Annotated in this window: 22 protein-coding genes and 3 tRNA genes; 15 read left to right on the top strand and 10 right to left on the bottom strand. The window is 72.3% G+C overall.

What is annotated here, in order from left to right:
- Positions 1–50: 50 nt before the first annotated feature.
- The 3 genes from add to Mco01_RS07660 all read left to right on the top strand — a co-directional run bounded on the left by add (position 51) and on the right by Mco01_RS07660 (position 3,037).
- Complete coding sequence (gene add / locus Mco01_RS07670; RefSeq protein ID WP_204056193.1) at positions 51–1,037, top strand: adenosine deaminase; 987 nt, start codon at positions 51–53, stop codon at positions 1,035–1,037.
- A gap of 183 nt (positions 1,038–1,220) precedes the next feature.
- Positions 1,221–2,423: a hypothetical protein gene (locus Mco01_RS07665; RefSeq protein WP_239103421.1), complete on the top strand. Its 1,203-nt coding sequence runs from the start codon at positions 1,221–1,223 to the stop codon at positions 2,421–2,423.
- A 122-nt stretch (positions 2,424–2,545) separates the two neighbouring features.
- Positions 2,546–3,037 carry an ATP-binding protein gene (locus Mco01_RS07660; protein ID WP_204056191.1) on the top strand — a complete coding sequence of 164 codons (492 nt, stop codon included), beginning with the start codon at positions 2,546–2,548 and terminating at the stop codon, positions 3,035–3,037.
- Between the two features lie 26 nt (positions 3,038–3,063).
- On the opposite strand, the gene Mco01_RS07655 is transcribed toward Mco01_RS07660, so the two are convergent.
- Entirely contained in the window at positions 3,064–3,594 is a 531-nt protein-coding gene (locus Mco01_RS07655) for a winged helix-turn-helix transcriptional regulator (protein ID WP_204056190.1), read from the bottom strand.
- Positions 3,595–3,694: 100 nt separating this feature from the next.
- Between Mco01_RS07655 and Mco01_RS07650 the strand changes: the two genes are divergently transcribed.
- Complete coding sequence (locus Mco01_RS07650) at positions 3,695–5,077, top strand: MFS transporter (RefSeq protein WP_204056189.1); 1,383 nt, start codon at positions 3,695–3,697, stop codon at positions 5,075–5,077.
- 12 nt (positions 5,078–5,089) lie between these two features.
- Here the strand turns inward: Mco01_RS07650 and Mco01_RS07645 are convergent, their stop codons facing one another.
- The 4 genes from Mco01_RS07645 to Mco01_RS07630 are packed head-to-tail and all read right to left on the bottom strand — an operon-like array spanning position 5,090 to position 7,539.
- Complete coding sequence (locus tag Mco01_RS07645; protein WP_204056188.1) at positions 5,090–5,497, bottom strand: hypothetical protein; 408 nt, start codon at positions 5,495–5,497, stop codon at positions 5,090–5,092.
- On the bottom strand, positions 5,494–5,739 hold the full coding sequence (locus Mco01_RS07640; RefSeq protein ID WP_204056187.1) for a hypothetical protein: 246 nt from the start codon (positions 5,737–5,739) through the stop codon (positions 5,494–5,496). The genes Mco01_RS07645 and Mco01_RS07640 overlap by 4 nt, the downstream gene beginning before the upstream one ends.
- A gap of 1 nt (position 5,740) precedes the next feature.
- A complete protein-coding gene (locus Mco01_RS07635) occupies positions 5,741–7,222 on the bottom strand; it encodes a C2 family cysteine protease (protein ID WP_204056186.1) in 1,482 nt (493 codons plus the stop codon).
- Positions 7,219–7,539 (bottom strand): hypothetical protein, encoded by a 321-nt coding sequence (locus Mco01_RS07630; protein WP_036329868.1) that lies wholly within the window; start codon positions 7,537–7,539, stop codon positions 7,219–7,221. Before Mco01_RS07630 ends, Mco01_RS07635 begins: the two co-directional genes overlap by 4 nt.
- Positions 7,540–7,689: 150 nt before the next feature.
- On the opposite strand from Mco01_RS07630, the gene Mco01_RS07625 reads away from it, so the two are divergent.
- Entirely contained in the window at positions 7,690–8,661 is a 972-nt protein-coding gene (locus tag Mco01_RS07625; RefSeq protein WP_204056185.1) for a sulfotransferase family protein, read from the top strand.
- Between the two features lie 51 nt (positions 8,662–8,712).
- On the opposite strand, the gene Mco01_RS07620 is transcribed toward Mco01_RS07625, so the two are convergent.
- Positions 8,713–9,594: a glycoside hydrolase family protein gene (locus Mco01_RS07620; RefSeq protein ID WP_239103420.1), complete on the bottom strand. Its 882-nt coding sequence runs from the start codon at positions 9,592–9,594 to the stop codon at positions 8,713–8,715.
- A gap of 280 nt (positions 9,595–9,874) precedes the next feature.
- On the opposite strand from Mco01_RS07620, the gene Mco01_RS07615 reads away from it, so the two are divergent.
- Both Mco01_RS07615 and gnd read left to right on the top strand, forming a co-directional pair.
- Positions 9,875–11,062: a TIGR03118 family protein gene (locus Mco01_RS07615; RefSeq protein WP_204056184.1), complete on the top strand. Its 1,188-nt coding sequence runs from the start codon at positions 9,875–9,877 to the stop codon at positions 11,060–11,062.
- A 114-nt stretch (positions 11,063–11,176) separates the two neighbouring features.
- Positions 11,177–12,598: an NADP-dependent phosphogluconate dehydrogenase gene (gene gnd, locus Mco01_RS07610; protein ID WP_204056183.1), complete on the top strand. Its 1,422-nt coding sequence runs from the start codon at positions 11,177–11,179 to the stop codon at positions 12,596–12,598.
- A gap of 167 nt (positions 12,599–12,765) precedes the next feature.
- On the opposite strand, the gene Mco01_RS07605 is transcribed toward gnd, so the two are convergent.
- The gene (locus tag Mco01_RS07605) at positions 12,766–14,352 is read right to left on the bottom strand and encodes an MDR family MFS transporter (protein ID WP_204056182.1); all 1,587 of its coding nucleotides are present in this window, start codon (positions 14,350–14,352) and stop codon (positions 12,766–12,768) included.
- 110 nt (positions 14,353–14,462) lie between these two features.
- Between Mco01_RS07605 and Mco01_RS07600 the strand changes: the two genes are divergently transcribed.
- The 3 genes from Mco01_RS07600 to Mco01_RS07590 all read left to right on the top strand — a co-directional run bounded on the left by Mco01_RS07600 (position 14,463) and on the right by Mco01_RS07590 (position 16,214).
- A complete protein-coding gene (locus Mco01_RS07600) occupies positions 14,463–15,041 on the top strand; it encodes a TetR/AcrR family transcriptional regulator (RefSeq protein WP_036329874.1) in 579 nt (192 codons plus the stop codon).
- Positions 15,042–15,050: 9 nt separating this feature from the next.
- Positions 15,051–15,452 carry a nitroreductase family deazaflavin-dependent oxidoreductase gene (locus Mco01_RS07595; protein WP_204056181.1) on the top strand — a complete coding sequence of 134 codons (402 nt, stop codon included), beginning with the start codon at positions 15,051–15,053 and terminating at the stop codon, positions 15,450–15,452.
- A 99-nt stretch (positions 15,453–15,551) separates the two neighbouring features.
- Positions 15,552–16,214, top strand: a complete 663-nt coding sequence (locus Mco01_RS07590; protein ID WP_204056180.1) for a rhomboid family intramembrane serine protease — start codon at positions 15,552–15,554, stop codon at positions 16,212–16,214.
- A gap of 51 nt (positions 16,215–16,265) precedes the next feature.
- Here Mco01_RS07590 and Mco01_RS07585 read toward each other — a convergent pair whose 3' ends face one another.
- Complete coding sequence (locus Mco01_RS07585; protein WP_204056179.1) at positions 16,266–17,405, bottom strand: sensor histidine kinase; 1,140 nt, start codon at positions 17,403–17,405, stop codon at positions 16,266–16,268.
- A gap of 184 nt (positions 17,406–17,589) precedes the next feature.
- On the opposite strand from Mco01_RS07585, the gene Mco01_RS07580 reads away from it, so the two are divergent.
- Positions 17,590–20,079 carry a DEAD/DEAH box helicase gene (locus Mco01_RS07580; RefSeq protein ID WP_204056178.1) on the top strand — a complete coding sequence of 830 codons (2,490 nt, stop codon included), beginning with the start codon at positions 17,590–17,592 and terminating at the stop codon, positions 20,077–20,079.
- Positions 20,080–20,196: 117 nt separating this feature from the next.
- On the opposite strand, the gene dusB is transcribed toward Mco01_RS07580, so the two are convergent.
- Positions 20,197–21,309: a tRNA dihydrouridine synthase DusB gene (dusB, locus tag Mco01_RS07575; protein ID WP_239103419.1), complete on the bottom strand. Its 1,113-nt coding sequence runs from the start codon at positions 21,307–21,309 to the stop codon at positions 20,197–20,199.
- Between the two features lie 100 nt (positions 21,310–21,409).
- Here dusB and Mco01_RS07570 point away from each other — a divergent pair, with 100 nt between their 5' ends.
- The 4 genes from Mco01_RS07570 (at position 21,410) to Mco01_RS07555 (ending at position 22,385) form a co-directional block, all read left to right on the top strand.
- Positions 21,410–22,105, top strand: a complete 696-nt coding sequence (locus tag Mco01_RS07570; protein WP_204056176.1) for an ACT domain-containing protein — start codon at positions 21,410–21,412, stop codon at positions 22,103–22,105.
- A gap of 21 nt (positions 22,106–22,126) precedes the next feature.
- Positions 22,127–22,198: transfer RNA gene (locus Mco01_RS07565), tRNA-Gly, on the top strand.
- Between the two features lie 28 nt (positions 22,199–22,226).
- Positions 22,227–22,297, top strand: a tRNA-Cys gene (locus Mco01_RS07560).
- 13 nt (positions 22,298–22,310) lie between these two features.
- A tRNA-Val gene (locus tag Mco01_RS07555) sits at positions 22,311–22,385 on the top strand.
- Positions 22,386–22,408: 23 nt separating this feature from the next.
- Here the strand turns inward: Mco01_RS07555 and Mco01_RS07550 are convergent.
- Positions 22,409–23,272 carry an alpha/beta fold hydrolase gene (locus tag Mco01_RS07550; RefSeq protein WP_204056175.1) on the bottom strand — a complete coding sequence of 288 codons (864 nt, stop codon included), beginning with the start codon at positions 23,270–23,272 and terminating at the stop codon, positions 22,409–22,411.
- Positions 23,273–23,358 lie beyond the last annotated feature (86 nt).

Here is a 23,358-nt window from a genome sequence, read left to right as displayed (position 1 = left end):
TTAAAATAACGAGATGCGGCCCACCCGGGGCGTTTCCTAGGCTCGCGGGCATGCGGGACATCGCGCGGCTGCCCAAGGCCCATCTGCACGTCCACCTGGAGAGCACGATCAGGCCGGAGACGCTCCGCGAGATCGCCGACGCCAACGGCCTGCCGGTCCCCCCGCCGCCCGGCCCGTTCGCCGGTTTCCGCGCGTTCGCCGACCACAACTCCCTCGTACGGCACTGCCTGCGGCGGCCGGAGGACTTCCGGAGGATCGCGGTGGAGTTCTGCCGCGACGAGGCGGCCCAGGGCACCCGGTACGCCGAGGTCACGTTCACCGCCGCCTCCCACGGCGAGCGGCTGGACGACCTGGAGATGCCGCTGGAGGCCGTGCTCGACGGCCTGGCCGAGGGCGCGGCGGCCCACGGCGTGGAGTGCCGGGTGCTGCTCGACCACTCGCGCCGCCGGTCGGCCGACCGGGCGTGGCGCACGCTGAAGCTCGCCACCCGCTACGCGGACCGCGGGGTCGCCGGGATCGGCATGGCCGGGGAGGAGTCGTACCCCCTCGCGCCGTTCGCCGACGTGATCGCCGCCGCCGCGGACGCCGGGCTCCGCCTCGTGCACCACGCGGGCGAGTGCGAGGGCCCGGAGAGCATCCGGGAGGCCGTCACGATCGGCCGGGCCGAGCGGCTCGGCCACGGCTTCCGCGTCCTGGAGGACGGCGACCTGGTCGCCGAGGTGCGCGAGCGGGGCATCCCGCTGGAGGTCTGCCCGTCGTCCAACGTCGCCCTCGGCCTGGTCGGGTCGCTGGCGGCCCACCCGCTGCCGCTGCTGCTCGACGCCGGGCTCGCCGTCACGCTCAACACCGACATCCCGTCGAGCGCAGGAACGACCCTGTCGGAGGAGTACGCCAGGGTGCGGGACGCCTTCGGCTACGACGACGCCGCCCTGGCCGCTCTCGCCCGGGCGTCGGCCGACGCGTCGTTCGCCCCGGCCGGGACGAAGGAGCGGCTGCGCCGCGAGATCGACGCCTGGCTCGCGTCCCCCGACACGTGACCTTGTCTCCCCCTTGCCCCAACCGTCACGGCCGTGCGCGCGTGTTTCACGTACAGGATGACGGCATTCTGGAATGATCTCGCGTAAAGAGTGCCGGACATCGAGAGACCGTGACTGATGCCCCCCATTGACCAAATAACCGCCTTCGCGTCGGACCATCCGGTCGGAACAGTCATCATCTGCGTGTTCGCCCTGGTCCTGCTCGCGTTGATCGTCTTCGTGCTGCGCACGGTGTTCCGCGTCGTGTCGCGGCTGCTGCGGCGCTGGGCCGCGGGCCGTCCCACCGAGGACATCCTGACCATCGTCGCCGCCAGCATCGCCACCGGGGTGTCCGCGCAGGGCATGTGGCGCTTCTCCGGCGACGTGCTCGGCTTCGACGGGCCGCTGCGCCTGCTGCTGTTCGCGTTCATCGAGGTGGCCGTCATCACCAGCGCGGTGCGCGCCCGCCGCAACATGCGCGAGAACTACTCGGCCGGTATCGACGGCATCGCCGTGTGGGCCCTCACCTGCCTGTCGGCCGTGCTGTCGAGCATGGACGCCCGCAGCCTCGCCGAGGCCGTCTTCCGGCTCGCCGCGCCGCTGGTGGCCGCGTGGCTGTGGGAGCGCGGCATGGCCATCGAGCGGCACCGCATCACGGGCCGGGCCCGGATCAACTGGCGCCTCACTCCGGAGCGGGTCCTCGTGCGGGTCGGCCTGGCCGAGGCGAGCGACCGCACCGCCAGCGAGGTCGACGCCCATCGCAGGCTCACCCGGGTCGCGCTGGCCGCCAAGAAGGCCCGCGCGCTGCGCGAGGCGGGCGCGTCCGACCGCAAGATGCGCGTCGCGCTGGCCAGGCTCGACAAGGCCATGGACCGCGCGGTGGAGTACACGGGTCTCGCGATCGACGACAAACGGCAGGAGGCGCTGTTGTCGCAGATTGGAGCGCTCTACAACACGGCGGCCCTCATCGACCTGACGCCGCCCGTCCCGTGGGCCCCCGAGCCGGAGCAGCAGCCCGTCGCCGTCGCCGTCCACCCGGCTCTGCCCTCGGGCACCGCCCGGGCGGAGCTCGTGGACGACGACGACGAGGAGGACCGCCCGGCCGACGCCGGCCCGCCGGTGGACACCGCCCAGCGGGCGGCGCAGCTGCGGGCGGCCCGGCGCTACTGGGACCAGCAGATCGACCTCAAGTACGTCCCGCGGGCGGCGGACATCGCCCAGGAGGTCGCCATCCCGGTCGCGCTGGCGCGCGAGTGGCGGGCGCTGTGGAAGCTCGAACCGCAGGCGCACGCGCTGCTGGAGGCCGCCTACCGGGAGCACGGCATCCTGGACACCGGGACGTTCCCGGCCATCGAGGTCCCCGAGCGCGTGCTCACGGTGAACGGCTCGTCCTCCGGCGACCACTGACGACGTCGCATCGGTCTCCGGGAGTCTGACGGCTCCCGGGGGCTAGCACACTCCTACTTTCCCGTGACATCTCGGACAGCCGCGGGGGCGTCCTGATATCGCGGCCACACAGGGAGGGTGCCATGGAGATCTCGGGGGACGGTTCGGGACATCGCGTCGCGCGGCTCGACGGCGGACGGGACCAGGTCGGGCGCGCACGCCGCCTGGTGTCGGCCACGCTGGGCCGCGACCACCCGCGGCACGACGACTGCGTGCTGCTGACGAGTGAGATAGCCACCAACGCCGTCGTCCACTCGCGGTCGGGCCTGGGCGGCACGTTCACGATCACCGTGGCGTGCCTGGCCGACCGGGTGCGGGTCGGCGTCGAGGACGACGGCTCCGCCGGGCCTCCCTGCGCCGGCCACGCCGTCCCCGAGGGCCCGAACGGCCGGGGCCTGCCGCTGCTCGACGCCCTCTCCGACCGCTGGGGGCTCGTCCGGGAGGGCGGCCGCAACGAGGTGTGGTTCGAGATCTGGTTCGACGCCGAGCGGGACCGGCGCCCCACCACCGCCCACGCGGGCCGCTGGTCGTCCGCCCGCACCCGGACGGGCGCCTGCGACGCCGCCCGCGCCTGAGCGCGTGAGGGACCGTCCCGGAGCGGTCAGACCGGTTCCGTCAGGGGCCGCAGGAGGCGGCGCGGTCCTTCGAGCAGGCGGGTGACCGGGTCGTCCCTCCGGTCGCAGGCCGTCGGCCGGACCGGCCGCGCCTCGACGTCCTCCGGCGGCACCGGGCCGCCGCACTCCGGACACGTCCCCGCCTGGTCGAGCGGGGACCCGCAGAGCGCGTGCGTGTAGAGCTTGCTCGGTCCGTCCGGCGACAGGTAGCGGCCGCCCCACCGCGACAGCGCGTGGACCGCGGGCCACAGGTCCCGCCCCATCGGGGTCAGCACGTACTCGTCGCGCGGGGGCGACTGCTGGTAGCGGCGCCGTTCCAGGACACCGGCCGCGGTCAGCGCCGCCAGCCGGTCGGCGAGGACCGCCCGCGGGATGTCCAGATGAGCCACGAAGTCGCTGTACCGCCGCACGCCGTAGAACGCGTCGCGGATCACCAGCAGCGTCCACCGCTCGCCGACCAACTCCAGGGCCCGCGCCAGCGAGCAGTCCTGGCCCTCGTAGTCCTTGCCCAGCGCCATGCGGCCAGTCTATCCGCTAGTTCAATCACCGAACCATCACTGCTAGGGTTTCCCCCTGTTGGTTCGATGAACGAACTCAAAGACAGACCTTGGAGTCGCCGTGACGCTCTCGCCTCCTCGCGCCGCGCTGCCGCCGGCCGACCAGGCGCACCGGTCCGCCACCCTGCTCGTGGGCTGCGCCGCCACCCTGCTCGTGCTCATGAACTACAGTGCACCGGCCACCACGCTGCCCCAGACGGCGGCGGGCCTCGGCGCCGGCCCGACCGGCCAGGTCTGGATCCTCAACGGGATCGCCCTCGGCCTCGCCGCGACGCTGCTCACGGCCGGCACGCTGGCCGACGACCACGGGCGCAAGCGCGTCTTCCTGATCGGGTCGGCCGCGCTGGCGGCCGCCTCCGTCGTCTGCGCCGCCGCGGGCGGGACGCTCGTCTTCGTGCTCGCCCGGATCGTGCAGGGCGGGGCCAGCGCCGCCATGCTCAGCGCGAGCCTCGGCATGATCGCCCACGCCTTCCCTCCGGGCGCCCCCCGCGTGAGGGCCACCGCGGCCTGGGGCGCGATGATCGGCGCCGGCCTGACGGCCGGCCCGCCGCTGTCGGCCGTGCTCGCCCAGTGGGGCAGCTGGCGGCTCGTCTACTGGGTCCTCGGCGGCGTGGCCGCCCTGCTCACGCTGGCCGGCGTCCTGCGCCTTCGGGAGTCGCGGGCCGAGACGCCCCGCCGGATGGACGTGCCGGGCGTGCTCGCCCTCGGGCTCGGGCTGACCGCGCTGCTGACGGCGCTGACCCAGGGCCGCGCCGGTTGGGCGAGCGTCTCCGTCGTCGCCCTGTTCGCCGCAGCCGCCGTGCTGCTCGCCGCGTTCGTGGCGATCGAGGCGCGGTCGCGGGCCCCGATGCTCGACCTGTCGCTGTTCCGCCGGCCGCCGTTCCTCGCGTCGATCGGCGGCGCCCTGGTCACCGGCCTGGCCGTGATCGGGCCCCTGACGTACCTGGCCACGATCGTCCAGGTGGCCCACGGGTTCGCCCCGCTGGAGGCGGCGGGCATGACGGCGATCTGGACGAGCGTGTCGGCCGTCTCCTCGATCGTCGCGGGCCGGACGCGGCTGCCCGGCCGCGCCCAGCTCGCCGCCGGGCTCGCGGTGGGGGCGGCCGGCGACCTCGGCCTTCTCGGCACGGCGAGCCACTGGTCCTGGGGACGGGCGTCCGCGGCGCTCGTGCTGATCGGGATCGGCAGCGGCCTCGCCAACGCGGCCCTCGCCCGCCTGTCCGTCGAGAGCGTGCCGGCCGGCCGCGCCGCCATGGGCTCCGGCGCGAACAACACCGCCCGCTACATCGGCGGCTCCGTCGGCGTGGCCGTCGCGGTCGCCGTCGTCGGCGCCGCACGGACGGCGGCCGCCGGGACCGACGTCATGTTCGTCGCCGCCGCCGTCGTCGCCGCCCTCGGCGCCGTGCTCGCCCTCGCCCTCCGGGACCGCACGGCGGGCGGATGAGGGGTCACCCCGTCACGAGGAGGGGACCAGGGAGACCTTGTCGGAGCAGACCTGGACGACCTGGAAGCGGTGCCCGGCGACGCCGAACTCGTCGCCCACCTTGACGTCGACGGTGGCGGGATCGCCGGGGCGGCCGCCGAGCAGCGTCAGGGTCGCGGCGTGGTCGTCGCCGATCACATTGATCCCGGCGCGGGCGCCGCCCGCCAGGGGGTACGTGCCGCCCTGGAGCACGTGGACGGCGCCGGACCGGTCGGTTCCCGCGCAGGCGGAGGCGTCCGCGCCTCCCCCGCCGGACGACGCGCAGGACGCGACCGCGGGGAGCACCGCCAGGACGAGGGCGGCCGCGGCGAACGGCCACGCGAGCGGGCGAAGGGATCGCGCAGGCGCCGCGAGCGGCGCACGGGACGGGATCGGCCTCATGCGCGGGCCTCCAGATCGGCGAATCCCGGGCCGTCCGCGTCGATCGCGACGACCGTGTACGGCCGGCCGGCGATCCGCGCCGTCTCCCCCACCCCGAGGGCGAAGGTGTCGCGCGGCACACCGTCGACGTTCACGGTGAAGGTCACCCGGTCGGGAGTGAGGTCGTTGATCCCGACGAGCAGGGCCTCCCCCTGATGCTCCATCCGGTACGGGATGCCGCGGCGCAGCCGCCACCTGTCCATCTCACTTCCCCACGGTCAGCTTCTGCGGGTCGTCGAACATGCGCTTGAACTCGTCGGGCGTGACCACCAGGTCGGGCGATCCCGGTCCCCACGGGTTCCCCAGGACCATCTTCCCGTTCTGGAAGCCCTTCACGTAGAACACGTGCCGGGTCACGTACGCCTTCTTCAGGTGGTCCGGCACGCCGTCCATGTTCGAGTGGCTCGACACGATGACCGGGTGGCCGGAGTCGAACGCCTTCTTGACGTCGTCGTAGTCGAGGTCGATGCCGTCCGCGTCGTTCCCGGTGACGTACGGCGGGGCCTTGTCGGTGAAGTCCCACTCGACGGCGCCGTAGTCGCCGTGCTCCTTGCGGTCGTAGCGGGAGTCGCCGTCCTTGCCGTCGGGGGCGCCTCCGTCGTCGTCGCCGTAGAGGAGGGCGAACGCCTTCTCGTAGTAGGCCGGCCAGCTCTCGGTGGTCGTGCCGTTGCTCACGCTGCGGGCGAAGGCGATGTTCCCGCCGGAGTCGAGGGGCAGGTCGGGGGTCATGGTGACCCAGTGCAGGTTGCCGTCCTTGTCCCAGACCCGTACGGAGATGGTGCCGTTGGCGTTCTGCCGGATGCCGTCCTGGATGAACTTCGGGTCGGCGGCCGCCGTGGCCTTGAGGGAGGCGATGTACCAGCAGTCGCCGAGCGTGCCCTGCGCCACCTCGCTCGCCTGGACGCCGCCGTCGGCGAACAGCGGCACGTTCGGCACGCCGTAGTGCAGGCCCGACGTGGAGACGCCGCTCTGGCTGTTGACGCCGTCCAGGAACACGTCCGTGGTGTCGAACCCCGGCTGCACGCCGGGCAGGTCGGCGGCCAGCTTGGGCCACGAACCCGGACCCGACCGCTCCAGAAGATGGCTGAGCAGGTCGCGCCGCTCCCCCTCCGGGAGGCCGTTGGCGTCGAACGGGTTGTACCAGTGGTCGCCGGTGTCGGAGATCAGCGCGCCGAACCGCTTGAGGTCGGCGTCGTCGAGCTTGGACAGCAGCAGGTCGAGCTCGGCGGGGGTGAGCTCCTCCAGCCGCTTGGCCACCTCGCGGACGTCGTCGCGGTTGCCGTTCGTGCCGAAGTCCTTGCCGTTCAGGCCCTTGATCAGGTCGAGGGCCTGGTTGACCTTCCCCTCGTCGGGCTCGGCCCGGTCGAAGACGACCATGGGGTCGACGACCGTGCCGGGCGGGAACCCGCCGTTGGGCGGCGAGATCCGGTCGCAGCGGCGGTCGATCTCCCCCGCCTCGCCGGGGAGCGAGGTGGCCAGCACGCCGGGCAGTCCCTTCGCCGGGCCGCCGCGCATGGCGTCGAGGAGGGGCTGGGACGTGGTCGGCGCCACGCCGCCGAGCGCGGCCTCCGCGTCGGCGAGCACCTTGGCCAGGTCGCGGTGCAGCGGCCCGGCCGTGACGCCCGCCTTGCGCATCTCCCGCGCCAGCCCGCGGATCTTGTCGACGTCGAAGCCCACGTAGCTCATCGGCCCGCCTTCGCCTCCTTCCCGGCCTTGTCCGCCGCCTGTTCGAGCCGGTCCGCCTCGGCGATCCAGGAGCCCGCGTCGTTCACGAGCTGGGTCGCCATGCCGCGCAGGCCGCGCTGCCGGTCGGTCAGCCGGCCGGTGATCTCGTGGGCGTACCAGCCCTGCCAGGCGTCCTTCGCGGTCGCCAGCGACACGGCCTGGTCGAGACAGGGGCCGAGCCCCTCCGCGATCGACCGGGCACGCCGCGCGCATTCCCTCAGCTCATGGGCACGCCGGCGCATAGATTCGGGGCTTTCCTCCGGATCCTTCGGGATCATGACGCAATGCTACTGATGATTGTCATGATGCGCGGGAGGTATGAGAAGGCGGCGCGGGATAGGTCGTCGCCTTGGTGGTAGACCCACTCCGATGAGATCCTGCGCAGGAGGTGCATACCAACTAAAGCAATCGGGATAGTGGGAGGACCCATGGCCCTGCCGGACTTTCTGATCATCGGGGTGCCCAAGGCCGGCACGACCGCGCTGCACTCCGCCCTGGCCCGCCATCCCGGGCTGTTCATGTCGCCCGTCAAGGAGCCGAAGTTCTTCCTCACCGACGGGCCGCCGCCCGCGAAGGGCGGCCCGGGCGACGCCGAGACCTACCGGGAGCACGTGTGGCGGCGCTCCGACTACGAGGCGCTGTTCGACGACGCCCCTGAGGGGACGCTGCGGGGCGAGTCGACCCCCTTCTACCTGTACGACCCGGACGCCCAGCGGCGGATCAGGGAGACCGTCCCCGGTGCCCGGCTCGTCGTCTCGCTGCGGGATCCGGTGGAGCGGGCGCACTCCAACTGGACGCACCTGTGGTCGGCCGGCCTTGAGCCCGTCGGCGACGTCATCGAGGCGTGCGCGGCCGAGAAGCAGCGGGTCGCGGACGGCTGGTCGCCGTTCTGGCACTACATCGGGCTCGGCCGGTACGGCGAGCAGCTGCGCCACCTGTTCTCGCTGTTCCCGCGCGAGCAGGTGCTGCTGTTCCGTTACCGGGACCTGGTCGACCGCCCGGCCGAGACGCTGGACCGGATCTGCGGCTTCCTGGGGGTCGAGCAGGGGCTGGTGACGGAGGTGCCCAGGGAGAACGTGACGGCCCATCCCCCGCAGAGCCGCCGGCATCGGCTGCTGGCCCGGCTCGTCCGGCTCGGCGACCCGGTGCTGGGCCAGCGGCTCACGGCGCCGATGGAGCGGCTGCTGCAGAGCAGGGGCCGGCCCCGCCAGCCGCTGACCTGGGCCCAGCGGCAGGAGCTGCTCGCCTACTTCGCGGCCGACATCGCGGTGCTGCAGGACGTGACGGACGAGGACTTCAGCGACTGGCTGCGCCCGCGCGAGCGGTCGGGCGGGCTGGTGGGCAGCCGTCCCGTGGGCCAGCGGCAGGCGCGCAACGGCCGCCCCCGCGGCGGCTCGTGACGACCCCCCGGCGCGAGGCAAGGCCCCCGCCGGGTCCGGAGAGCGCCCGGGTCAGGCCGGGCGGAACTCGGTGCGCAGGTCGTGGGCGCCGCCGGGCCCGGTCAGCTCGTAGTAGAGCCGGTGGCCGCCCCGCACCGGCACGACGGACAAGTAGCGCAGGCCCCCGCCGCCGTGGGCCGACTGGGCGGCGGGCTCGGTTCCGGTCGCCGTCAGCGTGGACGGGTCCGGGCCGATCGCCACGCCCGTGCGCTCCTCGTAGTTCTCGGCCGCCGACGCGCGCCCGTCGTAGTAGGCGATGACGGTCTCGCCGCTGAACGTGACCGCGCTCACGCGCACCCCTCGGGAGTCCCAGGCGCCGGGCCGCCGGTCGAGGGCGGTGCCGTGCCACGACCACTCCAGGCCGTCGGGGCTGGTCGCGTAGTCGGTCACCATCTGGTCGGCCTCGTCGGGGTCCTCCAGCGGGTGGCAGGACGCCCACAGGTGCCAGACGCCGCCGTGGTGGACGATCACGGGGTCCTTCACGCCGGTCTTGAGGTCGCCCGGCAGCACGACCCGCGCGTTCGCCGGGTCGAAGTCCGCGGGGTCGTCGGCCTCGATCACCTCGACCCGCCAGTGCTTGGTGCCGTAGGTGGCGCAGCTGAGGTAGAGCCGCCACTTCCCCTCGGGGGTGACGACGAGCGTCGGCCGCTCCAGCGACTCGGTCTTCATCGCCTCCTTGGTGAGGGTCAGCAGGGGCTCGAAGCGCTCCCCGTCCGCCGACCTGGCCACCTGGACGGCGTAGCCGCGGCCGGCGCCGATGGGCCGCCGCAGCCGGTAGGCCAGGTAGATCCATCCGTCCCTGCTCACGGCGCTGGGCGCGCCGGCCCAGAAGCCCGGCCCGTCTCCGGGTGGGGGGACCGCGACGACTGACCGTTCCGGCTGCGGTACGAACACGAGGATCTCCGTTGCTGCAAGACGACGGTGGACGGCCCGGCCTCGGGCGCTCCCCCCTGATAACAGAGGACCGGGGGGTGCGCCAAGCGCCCTCGCCCACCAGGCTGCCATCTCTATACAAAACCCGCTGGGTTTACGGGTTTTCGTCATGATAGGTCAGGTCCGTCCGTGCTCGCGCCTCCGGGATTGCTGAGCCACGGCTGAACCCCCCGCGCCGAAGCGGCGTATCTCGGGACGTAAGGGCATGCCGACACAGTTCTGACCACTCTCAGGAGGCCCCATGCGGGCACGTATCGTCACGCTCTGCGCCGCGCCGCTCGCGCTGGCGCTCGCCGGCGCGGCCCCCGCGCACTCCCAGCCGGCGTCCGTCGCGTCCGGCAGGACCGCCCACACGCCCACCCGGTTCGCCGAGGTGGACCTGGTCTCCGACGTCGCGGGCAAGGCCGCCGTCACCGACCCGAAGCTGGTCAACCCGTGGGGGCTCGCCATGGGGGCGACGCTGTGGGTGTCCGACGCCGGGACCGGGACGGCCACCGTCTACACGGGCGGCGCGGGGACGGTGAAGAAGGCCCCCACGCAGGTGTGGATCCCGGGCGGCACCCCCACGGGCCAGGTCGCCTACAGCGGCGAGGGCTTCACGATCAAGGGGAAGGCGGGCACCGCGCCGGCGTCGTTCATCTTCTCCAGCCCGAGCGGGGCCATCACGGCCTGGAGCGCCAAGGCCGACCCGGGCAACGCGATCATCGGCGCCTTCACCCGCGGCGCCGACTACAAGGGCCTGGCGATCATGAGGACGAACCGCGGCACGTTCCTGCTCGCGCCGTCGTTCTCGCACGGCCGCGTGCACGTCTTCGACGACGACTTCGCCCGGGTACGGCTGTCGCGCTGGCAGTTCCGCGACCGGTTCCTCCCCTCGTCCTACTCGCCGTTCAACGTGGAGGTGCTGGGCGGCTCGGTGTTCGTCGCGTACGCCAAGCGCGACCCGGAGACCGGCAAGGCCGTGGCGGGACGCGGCAACGGGTTCGTGAGCCAGTTCACCCCCGGCGGCCGGTTCGTCCGGCGCTTCGCCAGCCGCGGCCCGCTGAACGCGCCGTGGGCGATGACGATCGCGCCGAGCGGGTTCGGGACCTACCGCGGCGCGCTGCTCGTCGGCAACTTCGGCGACGGGTGGATCAACGCGTACAACCCGCGGAACGGCCGCTACCTCGGCCCGCTGCGGAAGTCGGACGGCAGGGCGGTGGCGGTCGAGGGGCTGTGGGACCTCGAACCGGGCACGCAGCAGAACGGGGGCGCCGACGCCCTGTGGTTCTCGGCGGGCATCGGCAAGGCGCAGCACGGCCTGCTCGGCCTGATCCGCCCGGCCGGCGCGGGCGGCGCTCCGTCGGCCTCGGCGTCGCCCACCCCGTCCGCGACGGCCACTCCCCGGCCGTCGCACTCCCACGCGCCGTCCGGCGGCTACGGCTACTGAGCGACGGCGCCGGACCCGGACCATATCGAGCGGAGGGCGGCGCGGCCGGCCGCCGGGTGCGGCGGCGGCCGGTCGCCGCGCCCGGCACTCCACGAGCGGTATATGACTGGAGACATGCAAAAGGCAGACATCGGTGTGACCGGTCTGGCGACGATGGGGCGCAACCTCGCCCGCAACTTCGCCCACCACGGTCATGTGGTCGCGGTGCACAACCGGACCGAGAGCCGTACCACCCGGTTCATGGAGGAGCACAAGGACGAGGGCGCGTTCGTGCCGTCGTCCACCGTGGAGGAGTTCGTGGCCAGCCTCGAACGCCCCCGCAAGGCGATCATCATGGTCAAGGCGGGCGCCCCCACCGACGCCGTGATCGAGGAGCTGGCGGCCGTCATGGAGCCGGGCGACATGATCATCGACGGCGGCAACGCCCACTACGCCGACACCCGGCGGCGGGAGGCGGCGCTGCGCGAGCGGGGCATCCACTTCGTCGGCACCGGCATCTCGGGCGGGGAGGAGGGCGCGCTCAACGGCCCGAGCATCATGCCGGGCGGCGCCGCCGAGGCGTACGAGACGCTGGGCCCGCTGCTGGAGGACATCGCCGCCAAGGTCGACGGCGTCCCCTGCTGCGTGCACGTCGGCCCCGACGGCGCCGGCCACTTCGTGAAGATGGTGCACAACGGCATCGAGTACTCCGACATGCAGCTCATCGCGGAGTCCTACGACCTGCTCAGGCAGGCCCTCGGGCTGAGCCCGAAGGAGCTCGCCGACGTGTTCCGCGAGTGGAACAGGGGCGACCTGGAGTCGTACCTGATCGAGATCACGGCCGAGGTGCTGGGCCATGTGGACCCCGCGACCGGCAAGCCGTTCGTCGACGTGGTGGTCGACGAGGCCGAGCAGAAGGGCACCGGCCGCTGGACGGTGCAGACCGCGCTCGACCTCGGGATCCCGGTGAGCGGCATCGCCGAGGCGGTCTTCGCCCGGGCGCTGTCGGGCCACCCCGAGCAGCGGGCGGCCGCCCGGACGCTGACCGGCCCCTCCGGGACGGCGGGCGACTCCGGCCTCGTCGAGGACGTCCGCCGGGCGCTGTACGCCTCGAAGGTCGTGGCGTACGCCCAGGGCTTCGACCAGATGGCGGCGGCCAGCCGCGAGTACGGCTGGAACGTCAACCTCGGCGCGATGGCCACGATCTGGCGCGGCGGCTGCATCATCAGGGCCCGGTTCCTCGACCGGATCCGGGCGGCCTACGACGCCGACCCGGCGCTGCCCACGCTACTCGTCGACCCGCACTTCGCGTCGGCGCTGGAGGAGGCGCAGGAGTCGTGGCGGAAGGTCGTGGCGACCGCCGCCACGATCGGCGTCCCCACCCCCGGCTTCTCCTCGGCCCTCGCCTACTACGACGCCCTCCGCAGGGACCGCCTCCCGGCGGCGCTCGTCCAGGGCCTGCGGGACTTCTTCGGCGCCCACACCTACCGCCGGGTGGACCGCGAGGGCGTCTTCCACACCGACTGGTCGGGCGACCGCTCCGAAAGGCCCGCCTGACCGCGTCCCCGGCGGCGCCCCTCGGGTGCGCCGGCCGGTCCGGCGCCTGTACGGCTCACGCCCGCGCGGGGGTGTGAGCCGTACAGGCCCTCGGCACAAGGGGAGGGCCCGCCCGGTCACGGCGACCGGGCGGGCCCTCCCACGTGTACCGGCGGGCCGCAGGGAGGTCAGTCCAGGACGGCGACCGCCGGCTCGGCCTGCCGGCTCTCGCCGGGGGCGCCGCTGCGCAGCGGCACGTGCTTGATCAGCGCGGCCAGCACCGGCACCAGCACGGCGAACGCGATCGCCCACAGGAACACGTTGCCGATGGCCCCGGCGAGCGCGTCCAGGAAGGGCACCTTGATCTGCGGGGGCAGGTGGCTGAGCGTGGCCGGGTCCATCCGGCCGCCGCCGGCGCTCACGGCGCCCGCGGCCTGCGGGCCGAGCTTCTCGGCGAGGTTGTCGGCGAGGCGGTTATTGAAGATCGCCCCGAACAGCGAGACGCCGAACGAGCCGCCGATGGACCGGAAGAACGTGCTGGCGCTGCTCGCGACGCCGAGGTCCTTCTGCTCGACGCTGTTCTGCGCGATCAGCATCGTGGTCTGCATCAGGAAGCCCATGCCGAGGCCGAGGACCGCGATGAACAGGCCGGTCTGCCACGACGGGGTGTGGGCGTCCTGCAGGCCCAGCAGCAGCATGCCGACGGCCATGATCGCGCCGCCGACGACGGGGTAGATCCGGTACGTCCCGGTCTTCGTGATCGCACGGCCGACGAACAGCGACACGACCATCGCCGCGGCCATCATCGGCAGCAGGAGCAGGCCCGAGTTGGTCGCGCTCGCGCCCTGGACCAGCTGCTGGAACAGCGGGATGAAGCTGATCGCGCCGAACATCGCGAAACCGAGCAGGAAGCCGATCAGCGAGATCAGCGTGAAGTTGCGGTTGCCGAACACGTGCAGCGGCATGATCGGCTCCGCCGCCCGCCGCTCGATCGGGATGAAGACGGCGATCGCCACGACGGCCAGGACGGCCAGCGAGATGATCTGCCAGGAGCCCCACGGGTACCCGTGCGCCTGGCCGCCCCACGACGTGATCAGCACGAGCGCGGTGATGCCCACGGTGAGCACGCCGGCGCCGAGCCAGTCGATGCGGTGCTCGGTGCGGTACTTCGGCAGGTGGAGCCGGAGCAGCAGCCAGACCAGCGCCACGCCACCGAGCGGCAGGTTCACGTAGAAGGCCCACCGCCAGTTGAGGTGGTCGGTGATGAAGCCGCCGACCAGCGGGCCGGCGATCATCGCCAGGGACATGATGGCGGCCATGATGCCCTGGTACTGCCCGCGCTCGCGGGGCGGGACGAGGTCGCCGATGATGGCCATCACGTTGACCATGAGGCCGCCGGCGCCGAGGCCCTGGAGGGCGCGGAACGCGATCAGCTCGACCATGCCGTCCCCCGTGCCGCCGAAGATCGACGAGCCGGCCATACCGCACAGGGCGGAGCCGACGAGGAAGAGCACGATGGAACCCATGAAGATGTTCTTACGGCCGTACAGGTCGCCGAGCTTGCCCCAGATCGGGGTCGACACGGTCGTGCCCAGGATGTAGGCCGTGGTCACCCAGGTGAAGTACTCGAGGCCGTTCAGCTCGCCGACGATGCGCGGCATGGCGGTGCCCACGATCATGTTGTCGAGCATGGCGAGCATGATCGCGAGCATGAGGCCGGGCAAGACGGCCATTACTTCCTTCGACCGCCCCGGCGCGGCCGCGGTCTCCGTCATGGTGACGCCCCCCTAGAGAGAATCTTTGCTTACTTGACGACCGGCTAGTGAACGCGATTACGGTATTCTCCTTACTTGCCGGCCGTCAAGTTAATAAGGGATCAGCAGGCATGGGTGCACACACGGACACGAGGAGCCGCATTCAGGAGGTCGCCCTCCGGCTCTTCACGGAGCAGGGCTACGAGGCGACCTCGCTCAGGGAGATCGCCGAGGCGCTCGGGGTGACCAAGGCCGCGCTGTACTACCACTTCCGGACTAAAGAGGACATCGTGGTCAGCCTCACCGAGGACCGGATCGCGGCCCTCGACGAGCTGATCGCGTGGGCGGCCCGCCAGCCGAGGGGCCCGCGGACGCGGGCCGAGATCCTCCGCCGGTACGTCGAGGACATGAACCGCGGCCGCCACCACGAGGTGATGCGGTTCATGGAGCGCAACCAGACGGCGCTGCGCGGCCACAACAAGATGGAGATGATCCGCGAGCGCATGACCGCGCTGCTCGACGTGCTCGGCGAGCCCGGCGACCCGATCACGACCAGGCTCAGGCGCGCGATGGGCATCTTCACGCTGCACGCGGTGTGGTTCGTGCTCATCGACGACGACCTGACCGAGGAGCAGCGGATGGACGCCGCGTTCCAGGTGGCCCAGGAATTGATCGAGGGCGCGGACGGTTGTCGGCCTGCTGAAGGGTAGGTGAGCCGAATGCTTTTCGGACAGGAACATGTGAAGCGTTACGTCGAGACCGACGGCGAAGAAGGCCACGACTGGCAGGGCACGATTGTGGCGATCCTCACGACCACCGGCAGGAAGTCGGGGAACAGGCACAGCACGCCGCTGGTCTACCAGCCGTACGGCGACGACTATCTGGTGGTCGCCTCCAAGGGCGGGGCCGACACCCCGCCGCTGTGGTACCTGAACCTGCAGGCCGACCCCGAGGTCGAGTTCCAGATCAAGGGCGACAGATTCAAGGCGCGGGCGCGCACCGCGACGCCCGAGGAGAAGCCGGACATGTGGCGGGTCATGGCGGCCACCTGGCCCGCGTACGACGAGTACCAGAAGAAGACGGACCGGGAGATCCCCGTCGTCGTCATCGAGCGCGCGTAGCGGACCCCGAGCCGGGGTTCCGTCTTCGCGGACAGCCTGTCCGCGGGCGGCCGTCGGCGGTATCTTTCCCGCGTGATCGGCTGGGGACGGGGAGGTACCGTGAGCGACGGCCGCACCGCGGAGATCATGATCGCCGAGGCCCGGAAGGCGTTCTGGGTCATGGTCGGCTTCCTGGCGCTGATCTGGGCGGTCCAGGTCGTCAACTGGGCGGACGGCTACGGCCTCAGCTACAGCTACGGCATCCGGGCCTGGGACGTCGCCCGGCTGCCCGGCATCGTGTCCGCCCCCCTGCTGCACTGGAGCTGGGCGCACATCGAGGGCAACTCCGGGCCGCTGTTCATCTTCGGCTTCCTGGCCGCCTACCGGGGCGTGCGCAAGTTCCTCGGCGTCACCGCGCTGATCGCGGTCGCGAGCGGGCTCGGCTCCTGGTTCACGGCCGACTCCGGGGCGATCGGGGCGGGCGCGAGCGGGCTGGTGTTCGGCTACTTCGGGTACGTCCTGGTCCGCGGGGCCTTCGACCGGCACCTGATCGACATCGTCATCGGCCTGGTCATGGGGCTGTGCTTCGCCTACCAGTTCGCGGGGCTGCTGCCGGCCGAGGGGATCGGGTGGCAGGCCCACCTGTTCGGGTTCGCGGGCGGCATCCTCGGCGGCTACCTGTTCCGGGAGCGGCGGGCGGCCGCGGCGGGGACACCCACGGCCCCCGCCTCCGGGGAGGGGAAGTCGGCCCTGCTCAAGGAGATCGAGGACCTGGGCCTGTGACCGGGCGCGCCGCGGGAGCCGCGGCGCCCGCACCCCCGGCCGGCGGCCGCCTCACGACTCGATGTCGGGCGGGTGGAACGGCACCCGGGCCGTCAGCGAGAAGCCGCCCTCGGGGGTGGGGCCGTAGCAGAGCCGCCCCCCGATCAGGGTCAGCCGTTCCCGCAGGCCGGCCAGGCCGTACCCGGACTCGCGCGGCGCCTCGAAGCCGCGGCGGGCCGGCCGGGCGCCCCCGCTGTTGACCACCGAGAGGTTCACCGCGTTGCCGTGCGCCTCGCAGGCCACCTGCACGTCCGCGCCCGGCGCGTGCTTGCGGACGTTGTTCAGTCCCTCCTGGACCACCCGGTAGCAGACGTGCCCCGCCTCCCGCGACATCTCCTCCACCGGGACGTCGAGATGGAGCGCCACCCGCAGCCCGGTGGCCCGGCTCTCCTCCACGAGCTGGGGGATGCCCTCCACGCCCTCCGCGGAGGGCGGCAAATCCCGGCGGCGCAGCGCGGTGAGCAGCTCGCGCAGCTCGGTCAGCGCTCGCACGCCCTTGTCCTCGATGCTCCTGGCCAGCTTGCGGATGTCGCCGAGGTCCTCGGTGTCCTGGATGAGGCCGGCGTTCAGCACCATCACGGTCACGGCGTGGGTCACGGTGTCGTGCAGCTCGGCCGCGATGCGCCGGCGCTCCTGGGCCGCGGCGCGCTCCTCGCGCACCCGGACGCCCTCACGCAGCTCGCCGATCATCCGCTGGTAGTCGCGCACCCACGTCCCGACGAGGGCGGGCAGGCAGACGAGCGTGAGCCCCCGCACGGCGACCAGATGAACGAACTGGTCGGTGGACGGCTCGGCGTAGTCGACCGCCATGTAGGCGAGCGTCATGGCGCCCACCACCCACGGCCAGTGGCGAACCCTGCTCTCCGCGGTCATCGAGTACGCGGCCAGCGTGAGCGGCACCAGCTGCCCGGTCAGCACCGCGCAGACGACGGCGCCGACGACCATCGGCCAGGCCGACCACCGGCGCCCCAGCATGGCCACCGCGGTGGCCGCCCCTGCGGCGAGCTGGAGCCACTGCGGCGCCGAGACGAGGGAGAAGGACCGCCCGGTCAGCGTGAACGGAATCGTGAACGCGAGGACGGCAAGGGCCAGCAGCACGTCGACGATCGCTCCGCGGCGCCACGGCGCGAGCCTGGCCCCCTTCTCCCCCATACCGCTAGTTTGGGGGCTTGACCTGCGACTTCTCGCATCGCCACACACCCTTTTGCCGCTCCTGGGCCACGGCTTGCCCGAGGCCGTGTGGCCGATGCCCGGGGCCGCGCTCCCGGCTCCCCGCGGCGGGCGAGGGTCGAAACACCGCGCCGGCTTGGGCAGGATAAGGAGGGTGAGCGAAAGCATGAGCCTGCTACGGCGCCTTCCCCCTGACCCCGAACCCGACGCGCTGTTCGACGCGTTCGTGTCGTGGAACGCCGAGCGGGGGCTCACGCTCTACCCCGCGCAGGAGGAGGCCCTCATCGAGGTCGTCTCCGGCAACAACGTGATCGTGTCCACCCCCACGGGGTCGGGCAAGAGCCTGGTCGCCGCCGGGGCCCACTTCGCCGCGCTCGCCCGCGACGAGATCAGCTTCTACACCGCGCCCATCAAGGCCCTGGTGTCGGAGAAGTTCTTCGACCTGTGCGCGCTGTTCGGCACCGAGAACGTCGGCATGATGACCGGCGACGCCACGGTGAACGCCGACGCGCCCGTGATCTGCTGCACCGCGGAGATCCTCGCGCAGATCGCGCTGCGGGACGGCGCCGACGCCGACGTGGGCACGGTCATCATGGACGAGTTCCACTTCTACGCCGAGCCCGACCGCGGGTGGGCGTGGCAGGTGCCGCTGCTGGAGCTGCCGCAGGCCCAGTTCGTGCTGATGTCGGCCACGCTCGGCGACGTCGAGCGCTTCCAGACCGACCTCACCCGCCGTACCGGCCGGCCCACGAGCGTCGTGAAGCACGCGGAGCGGCCGGTGCCGCTCATCTACTCCTACCGGCTCACGCCGCTGCACGAGACGCTGGAGGAACTGCTGTCCACCCAGCAGGCGCCGGTCTACGTGGTGCACTTCACCCAGGCCGCCGCGATGGAGCGGGCCCAGGCGCTGATGAGCATCAACATGTGCACCAAGGCGGAGAAGGAGGCCATCGCGCAGCTCATCGGCGGCTTCCGGTTCACCACGCGGTTCGGCCGGGCGCTGTCGCGGCTCGTCCGGCACGGCATCGGCGTCCACCATGCCGGCATGCTGCCGAAGTACCGCCGGCTGGTCGAGCGGCTGGCCCAGGCCGGGCTGCTGAAGGTCATCTGCGGCACCGACACGCTGGGCGTCGGCGTCAACGTGCCGATCAGGACCGTGCTGTTCACCGCCCTGTCGAAGTTCGACGGCAGCAAGGTGCGGCGGCTGCGCGCCCGGGAGTTCCACCAGATCGCCGGGCGGGCCGGCCGCGCCGGGTTCGACACGGTGGGGTATGTCGTGTGCCAGGCGCCCGACTACGTGATCGAGAACGAGCGGGCCCTGGCCAAGATCGGCGACGACCCGAAGCGGCGGCGCGGGTACGCCCGCAAGAAGCCGCCGGAGGGGTTCGTCGGCTGGAGCGAGGACACCTTCGAGAAGCTCCAGACGGCCGAGCCCGAGCCGCTGACCTCGCGCTTCAAGGTCAGCAACGCCATGCTCCTGTCAGTGATCAACCGGCCGGGCGACTGCTTCCAGGCGATGAAGCGGCTGCTCACCGACAACCACGAGGACCGTAAGGCCCAGCGCCGGCACATCAGCCACGCCATCGCGATCTACCGCTCGCTGCTCGCCGGCGGCATCGTGGAGACGCTGCGCGAGCCCGACGAGCACGGCCGCCGGGCCCGGCTCACCGTCGACCTCCAGGAGGACTTCGCGCTCAACCAGGCCCTGTCCACGTTCGCGCTCGCCGCGTTCGAGCTGCTCGACTCCGGCTCCCCGACGTACGCGCTGGACATGGTCTCGATCGTCGAGTCGACGCTCGACGACCCGCGGCAGATCCTGCACGCGCAGCTGAACAAGGCCCGCGCCGAGGCCGTGGCGCAGATGAAGGCCGACGGGATCGAGTACGAGGAGCGGATGGAGCGCCTCGCCGAGATCACCCACCCGATGCCGCTGGCCGACCTGCTCTTCGGCGCGTACGAGACCTACCGGCGCGGCCACCCCTGGGTCGGCGACCACGCGGTGAGCCCGAAGACGATCGTCCGGGACATGTACGAGCGGGCGATGACCTTCACCGAGTACATCCAGTTCTACGAGCTGGCCCGCTCGGAGGGCACCGTGCTGCGCTACCTGGCCGACGCCTACCGGACGCTGTCGAAGACGGTCCCCGAGCACCTCAAGACCGACGAGCTCATCGACCTCATCGAGTGGCTGGGCGAGCTGGTGCGCCAGGTGGACTCCAGCCTGATCGACGAGTGGGAGAAGCTGGCCAACCCGTCGGAGGCCCTCGAGTCGCGCGACGAGCTGGAGACCCGCACCCGGCCGGTCACCGCGAACGCCCGGGCGTTCCGGGTGCTGGTGCGCAACGCGATGTTCCGGATGGTGGAGTTGGCCGCCCTCGACAAGGAGGAGGAGCTCGTCGAGCTCTACCCGGACGTGGACTGGGGGGCCGCGCTCGACGCCTACTACGCCGAGCACGACGAGATCGGCACCGGCCCGGCCGCCCGCGGCCCGGCGCTGCTGCTCATCGAGGAGGAGAAGGAGCTCTGGCGGGTGCGGCAGATCGTCGACGACCCGGCCAGCGACCACGACTGGGGGATCAGCGCCGAGGTCGACCTCGCCGCGTCCGACGAGGAGGGCCAGGCCGTGCTGCACGTCACCGGCCTCACCCGCATGTAGCCCCCGTACGCGGCCCCCGCGCCGCCCCCGGCCGTCACCCGCCGTCCCGCCCGCGGCCGCGCCGCCGCGCAGTGAACCGGGAGGTGGCGTCCTCGGCGTCGTCCCGGCGGTGGGGCGTCAGCCGCCGGAGGTGGCGTCCTCGGCGTCGGCGCCGGGGACCGTCGTGTCGTCGGGGTCGTCCAGCCAGCCGTGGGGCAGCGCCACCTTGTCCCGCTCTCCGCTCTTGCCGCGCGGGCCGTCGGCCTCGTCGGGCCAGGGCTGCTCGCGGTCCAGCTCGCCGAGGCGCTCGGCCATCTCGGCGAGCGTCACGACCGACGTCAGCGCCCGGCGGGTCTCGGCGCCCACGGTGAAGCCCTTCAGGTACCACCCGACGTGCTTGCGGAAGTCGGCGAGCCCGTGCCGCTCGCTCCCGACGACCTCGCACAGCAGCTCGGCGTGGCGCAGCATCATGTCGCCGACCTCCCCCAGCGCCGGGCGGGCCCGTTCCGGGGAGCCCCGGAAGGCCGCATCGAGGTCGCGGAACAGCCAGGGCCTGCCGAGGCAGCCGCGCCCCACGACCACGCCGTCGCAGCCGGTCTCGGCCACCATGCGCAGGGCGTCGTCGGCGCTCCAGATGTCGCCGTTGCCGAGGACGGGGATCTCGGTGACCGCCTCCTTCAGCCGCCGGATCGCGTCCCAGTCGGCGGCGCCGCCGTAGTGCTGGCGGGCGGTCCGGGCGTGCAGGGCGACGGCGGCCACGCCCTCCTCGGCCGCGATCCGGCCGGCCTCCAGGTAGGTGAGGTGGTCGTCGTCGATGCCCTTGCGCATCTTCATCGTCACCGGCAGCGCGCCCGCGTTGACGACGGCCGCCCGCAGGATGGCGCGCAGGAGGTTCCGTTTGTACGGCAGGGCCGACCCGCCGCCCCTCCGGGTGACCTTGGGCACCGGGCAGCCGAAGTTGAGGTCGATGTGGTCGGCGAGACCCTCCTCGGCGACCATCCGGGCCGCCTTGCCGATGACCACGGGATCCACGCCGTACAGCTGGATGCTCCGCGGCGTCTCGCCCTCGCCGAACCGGATCATCTGGAACGTCAGCGGCACCCGCTCGACGAGCGCCCGGGACGTGATCATCTCGGACACGAACATGCCGCCGCCCTGCTCCCGGCACAGCCGGCGGAAGCCGATGTTCGTGATGCCCGCCATGGGGGCGAGCACCACCGGGGGCCAGACCTCGTGCGTGCCGATTTTCACCTGTTCATTTTCCCCGCCCCGCGGCGTGAACCGTACAAGATCATGGACTTGGGGGTTTTGTCCGGTTAATCTGGCCTGACTAGTGGCGGGGGAGGCCGACATGCTGCTGCGTCTCAGAATCGCCCTGCCGGACCGGCCGGGGACGCTCGGCCGGGTGACCCGCGCGCTCGGCTCCGCCGGAGCGGACATCACGCAGGTCACCGTCCTCGACCGCGGCGACGGGCGGGCGCTCGACGACTTCACGGTGTACTGGCCGGACGCCGCACCGAGGGAGCACCTCATGGAGGCGCTCACGAGCGTGGACGGCGTGGAGATCGAGGGCGTCTGGGCCACCCGGGAGGCCCCGGGCACCTATCCCGAGCTGGAGATCCTCAAGTTCCTCACCACCGCGGGCGACCGGGCGCTGGCCACGCTGATCGACTCGATGCCGGTGCTGTTCAGCGCCGACTGGGCCGCCGCGGGGACCGAGAAGATCCCCCGCGTGACCGTGTACTCGAGCTGGCGGGCGCCCGCCGAGGTGCCGTTCCCCGACGAGACGCCCGCCCGGCCGACGGCGTTCACGCTGCCGTCCGGCCTGCACCTGATCGCGGCGCCGCTCCCCCCGCTGGCCCTGTCGCTGGTGCTGGCCCGGGCGGAGGGCCCGGCCTTCCACCGCAACGAGGTCCACCGGCTGACCAGGATCCTGGAGATCTTCCTTATGCTGCCCGCGATCGAGCGGGGAGCCGACCGCGCGTTCCGGAAGGCCACCTCCCAGACGGTTCGAGTACACACCGGGGTCGAAAACCCGATACAGTAGCCACGTCGCCGTGAGGCGGACGCGGAAGTGGCTCAGTGGTAGAGCATCACCTTGCCAAGGTGAGGGTCGCGGGTTCGAATCCCGTCTTCCGCTCTCAGAGGTCTTTACCTGGGCCTCGCTCGGTGGAGTGGCCGAGAGGCGAGGCAGCGGCCTGCAAAGCCGCGTACACGGGTTCAAATCCCGTCTCCACCTCTGGTTTTCCGGAGGGCGATTAGCTCAGCGGGAGAGCGCTTCCCTGACACGGAAGAGGTCACTGGTTCAATCCCAGTATCGCCCACCACGATCTCTCCGTGATCGCCTGGTTCACGCGTGCGCCGCCCAGTGCCGCCGCAGGTGCGGGACCAGATCGTCCGGCCTCTCCTCGGGGAAGAAGAGCCTGGCGCCGTCGACCTCCACCACCTCCGTCACGCCGGGGATCGTGTCCCGCAGCCAATGTGCCCAGCGCACGTCGAAGAACACGTCGCCCGTCCCCCAGACCACGAGCGTCGGCGTCGTGAGCCGGCGCAGGGCGGGATCGGCGGCCACCAGGTCGGCGGGCCCCAGGGACAGCAGCAGCCGTTCGAACTGCCGGGCGGCCTCCGGCGTGCCGAGAACGGGTTCCAGGTAGGCGCGGAAGGTCTCGTCGGCGACCTTGTCCGGGTGCTCGTACCCGGCGCCGAGGCCGCTCGCCCGGACCAGATCCAGGTCGGCGAGCAGCGCGGACGCCGTGGCGGAGATCGCCCCCGCGGCCGCGAGCTCAATCGTCGGGACGAACGCCGCCGGCGGGATGTCGTCACGGGTGTCGCAGTTGGTGAGCGTGAGCGTCCGCGCCAGGTCCGGCCGCCGGGCCACAAGGACCTGGGCCACTCCCCCGCCGGTGTCGTTGGCCACCAGGTCCACCCGGTCGAGCCCGGCCGCGTCGCAGAAGTCCTCCACCACCTGGGCGAGGCCGCCCAGCGTGAGGTCCTGGCCGGGCCGGGCCGGCGTCCCGCCGTGGAGCGGCAGGTCGACCGCCAGGCAGCGCCGCTCGTCCCGCACCGCCTCGACGACGTGCCGCCAGAGGCCGCCGTTCGTGCCGGCGCCGTGCACGAACAGCGCGGCGGGCCCCTCCCCGAACTCGGTGTAGGCCACCGGACCCGAGCGCGTCGTGACCGTGCGGCGCGCGGCCGCGAACTCCTTGAGTTCCATGAGCCGTCCTCTCGTAACAGACCGACTGTCGGTCTAGAACATACCGACGATCGGTCGGTTTGGCCAGGGGCCGGTATAACTGGTGC

It is taken from the genome of Microbispora corallina (genome assembly GCF_016863035.1).
GTDB classification, from domain to species: domain Bacteria; phylum Actinomycetota; class Actinomycetes; order Streptosporangiales; family Streptosporangiaceae; genus Microbispora; species Microbispora corallina.
The sequence above is the reverse complement of the archived record's forward strand: the minus strand, read 5'-3'. Positions and strand labels throughout refer to the sequence as shown.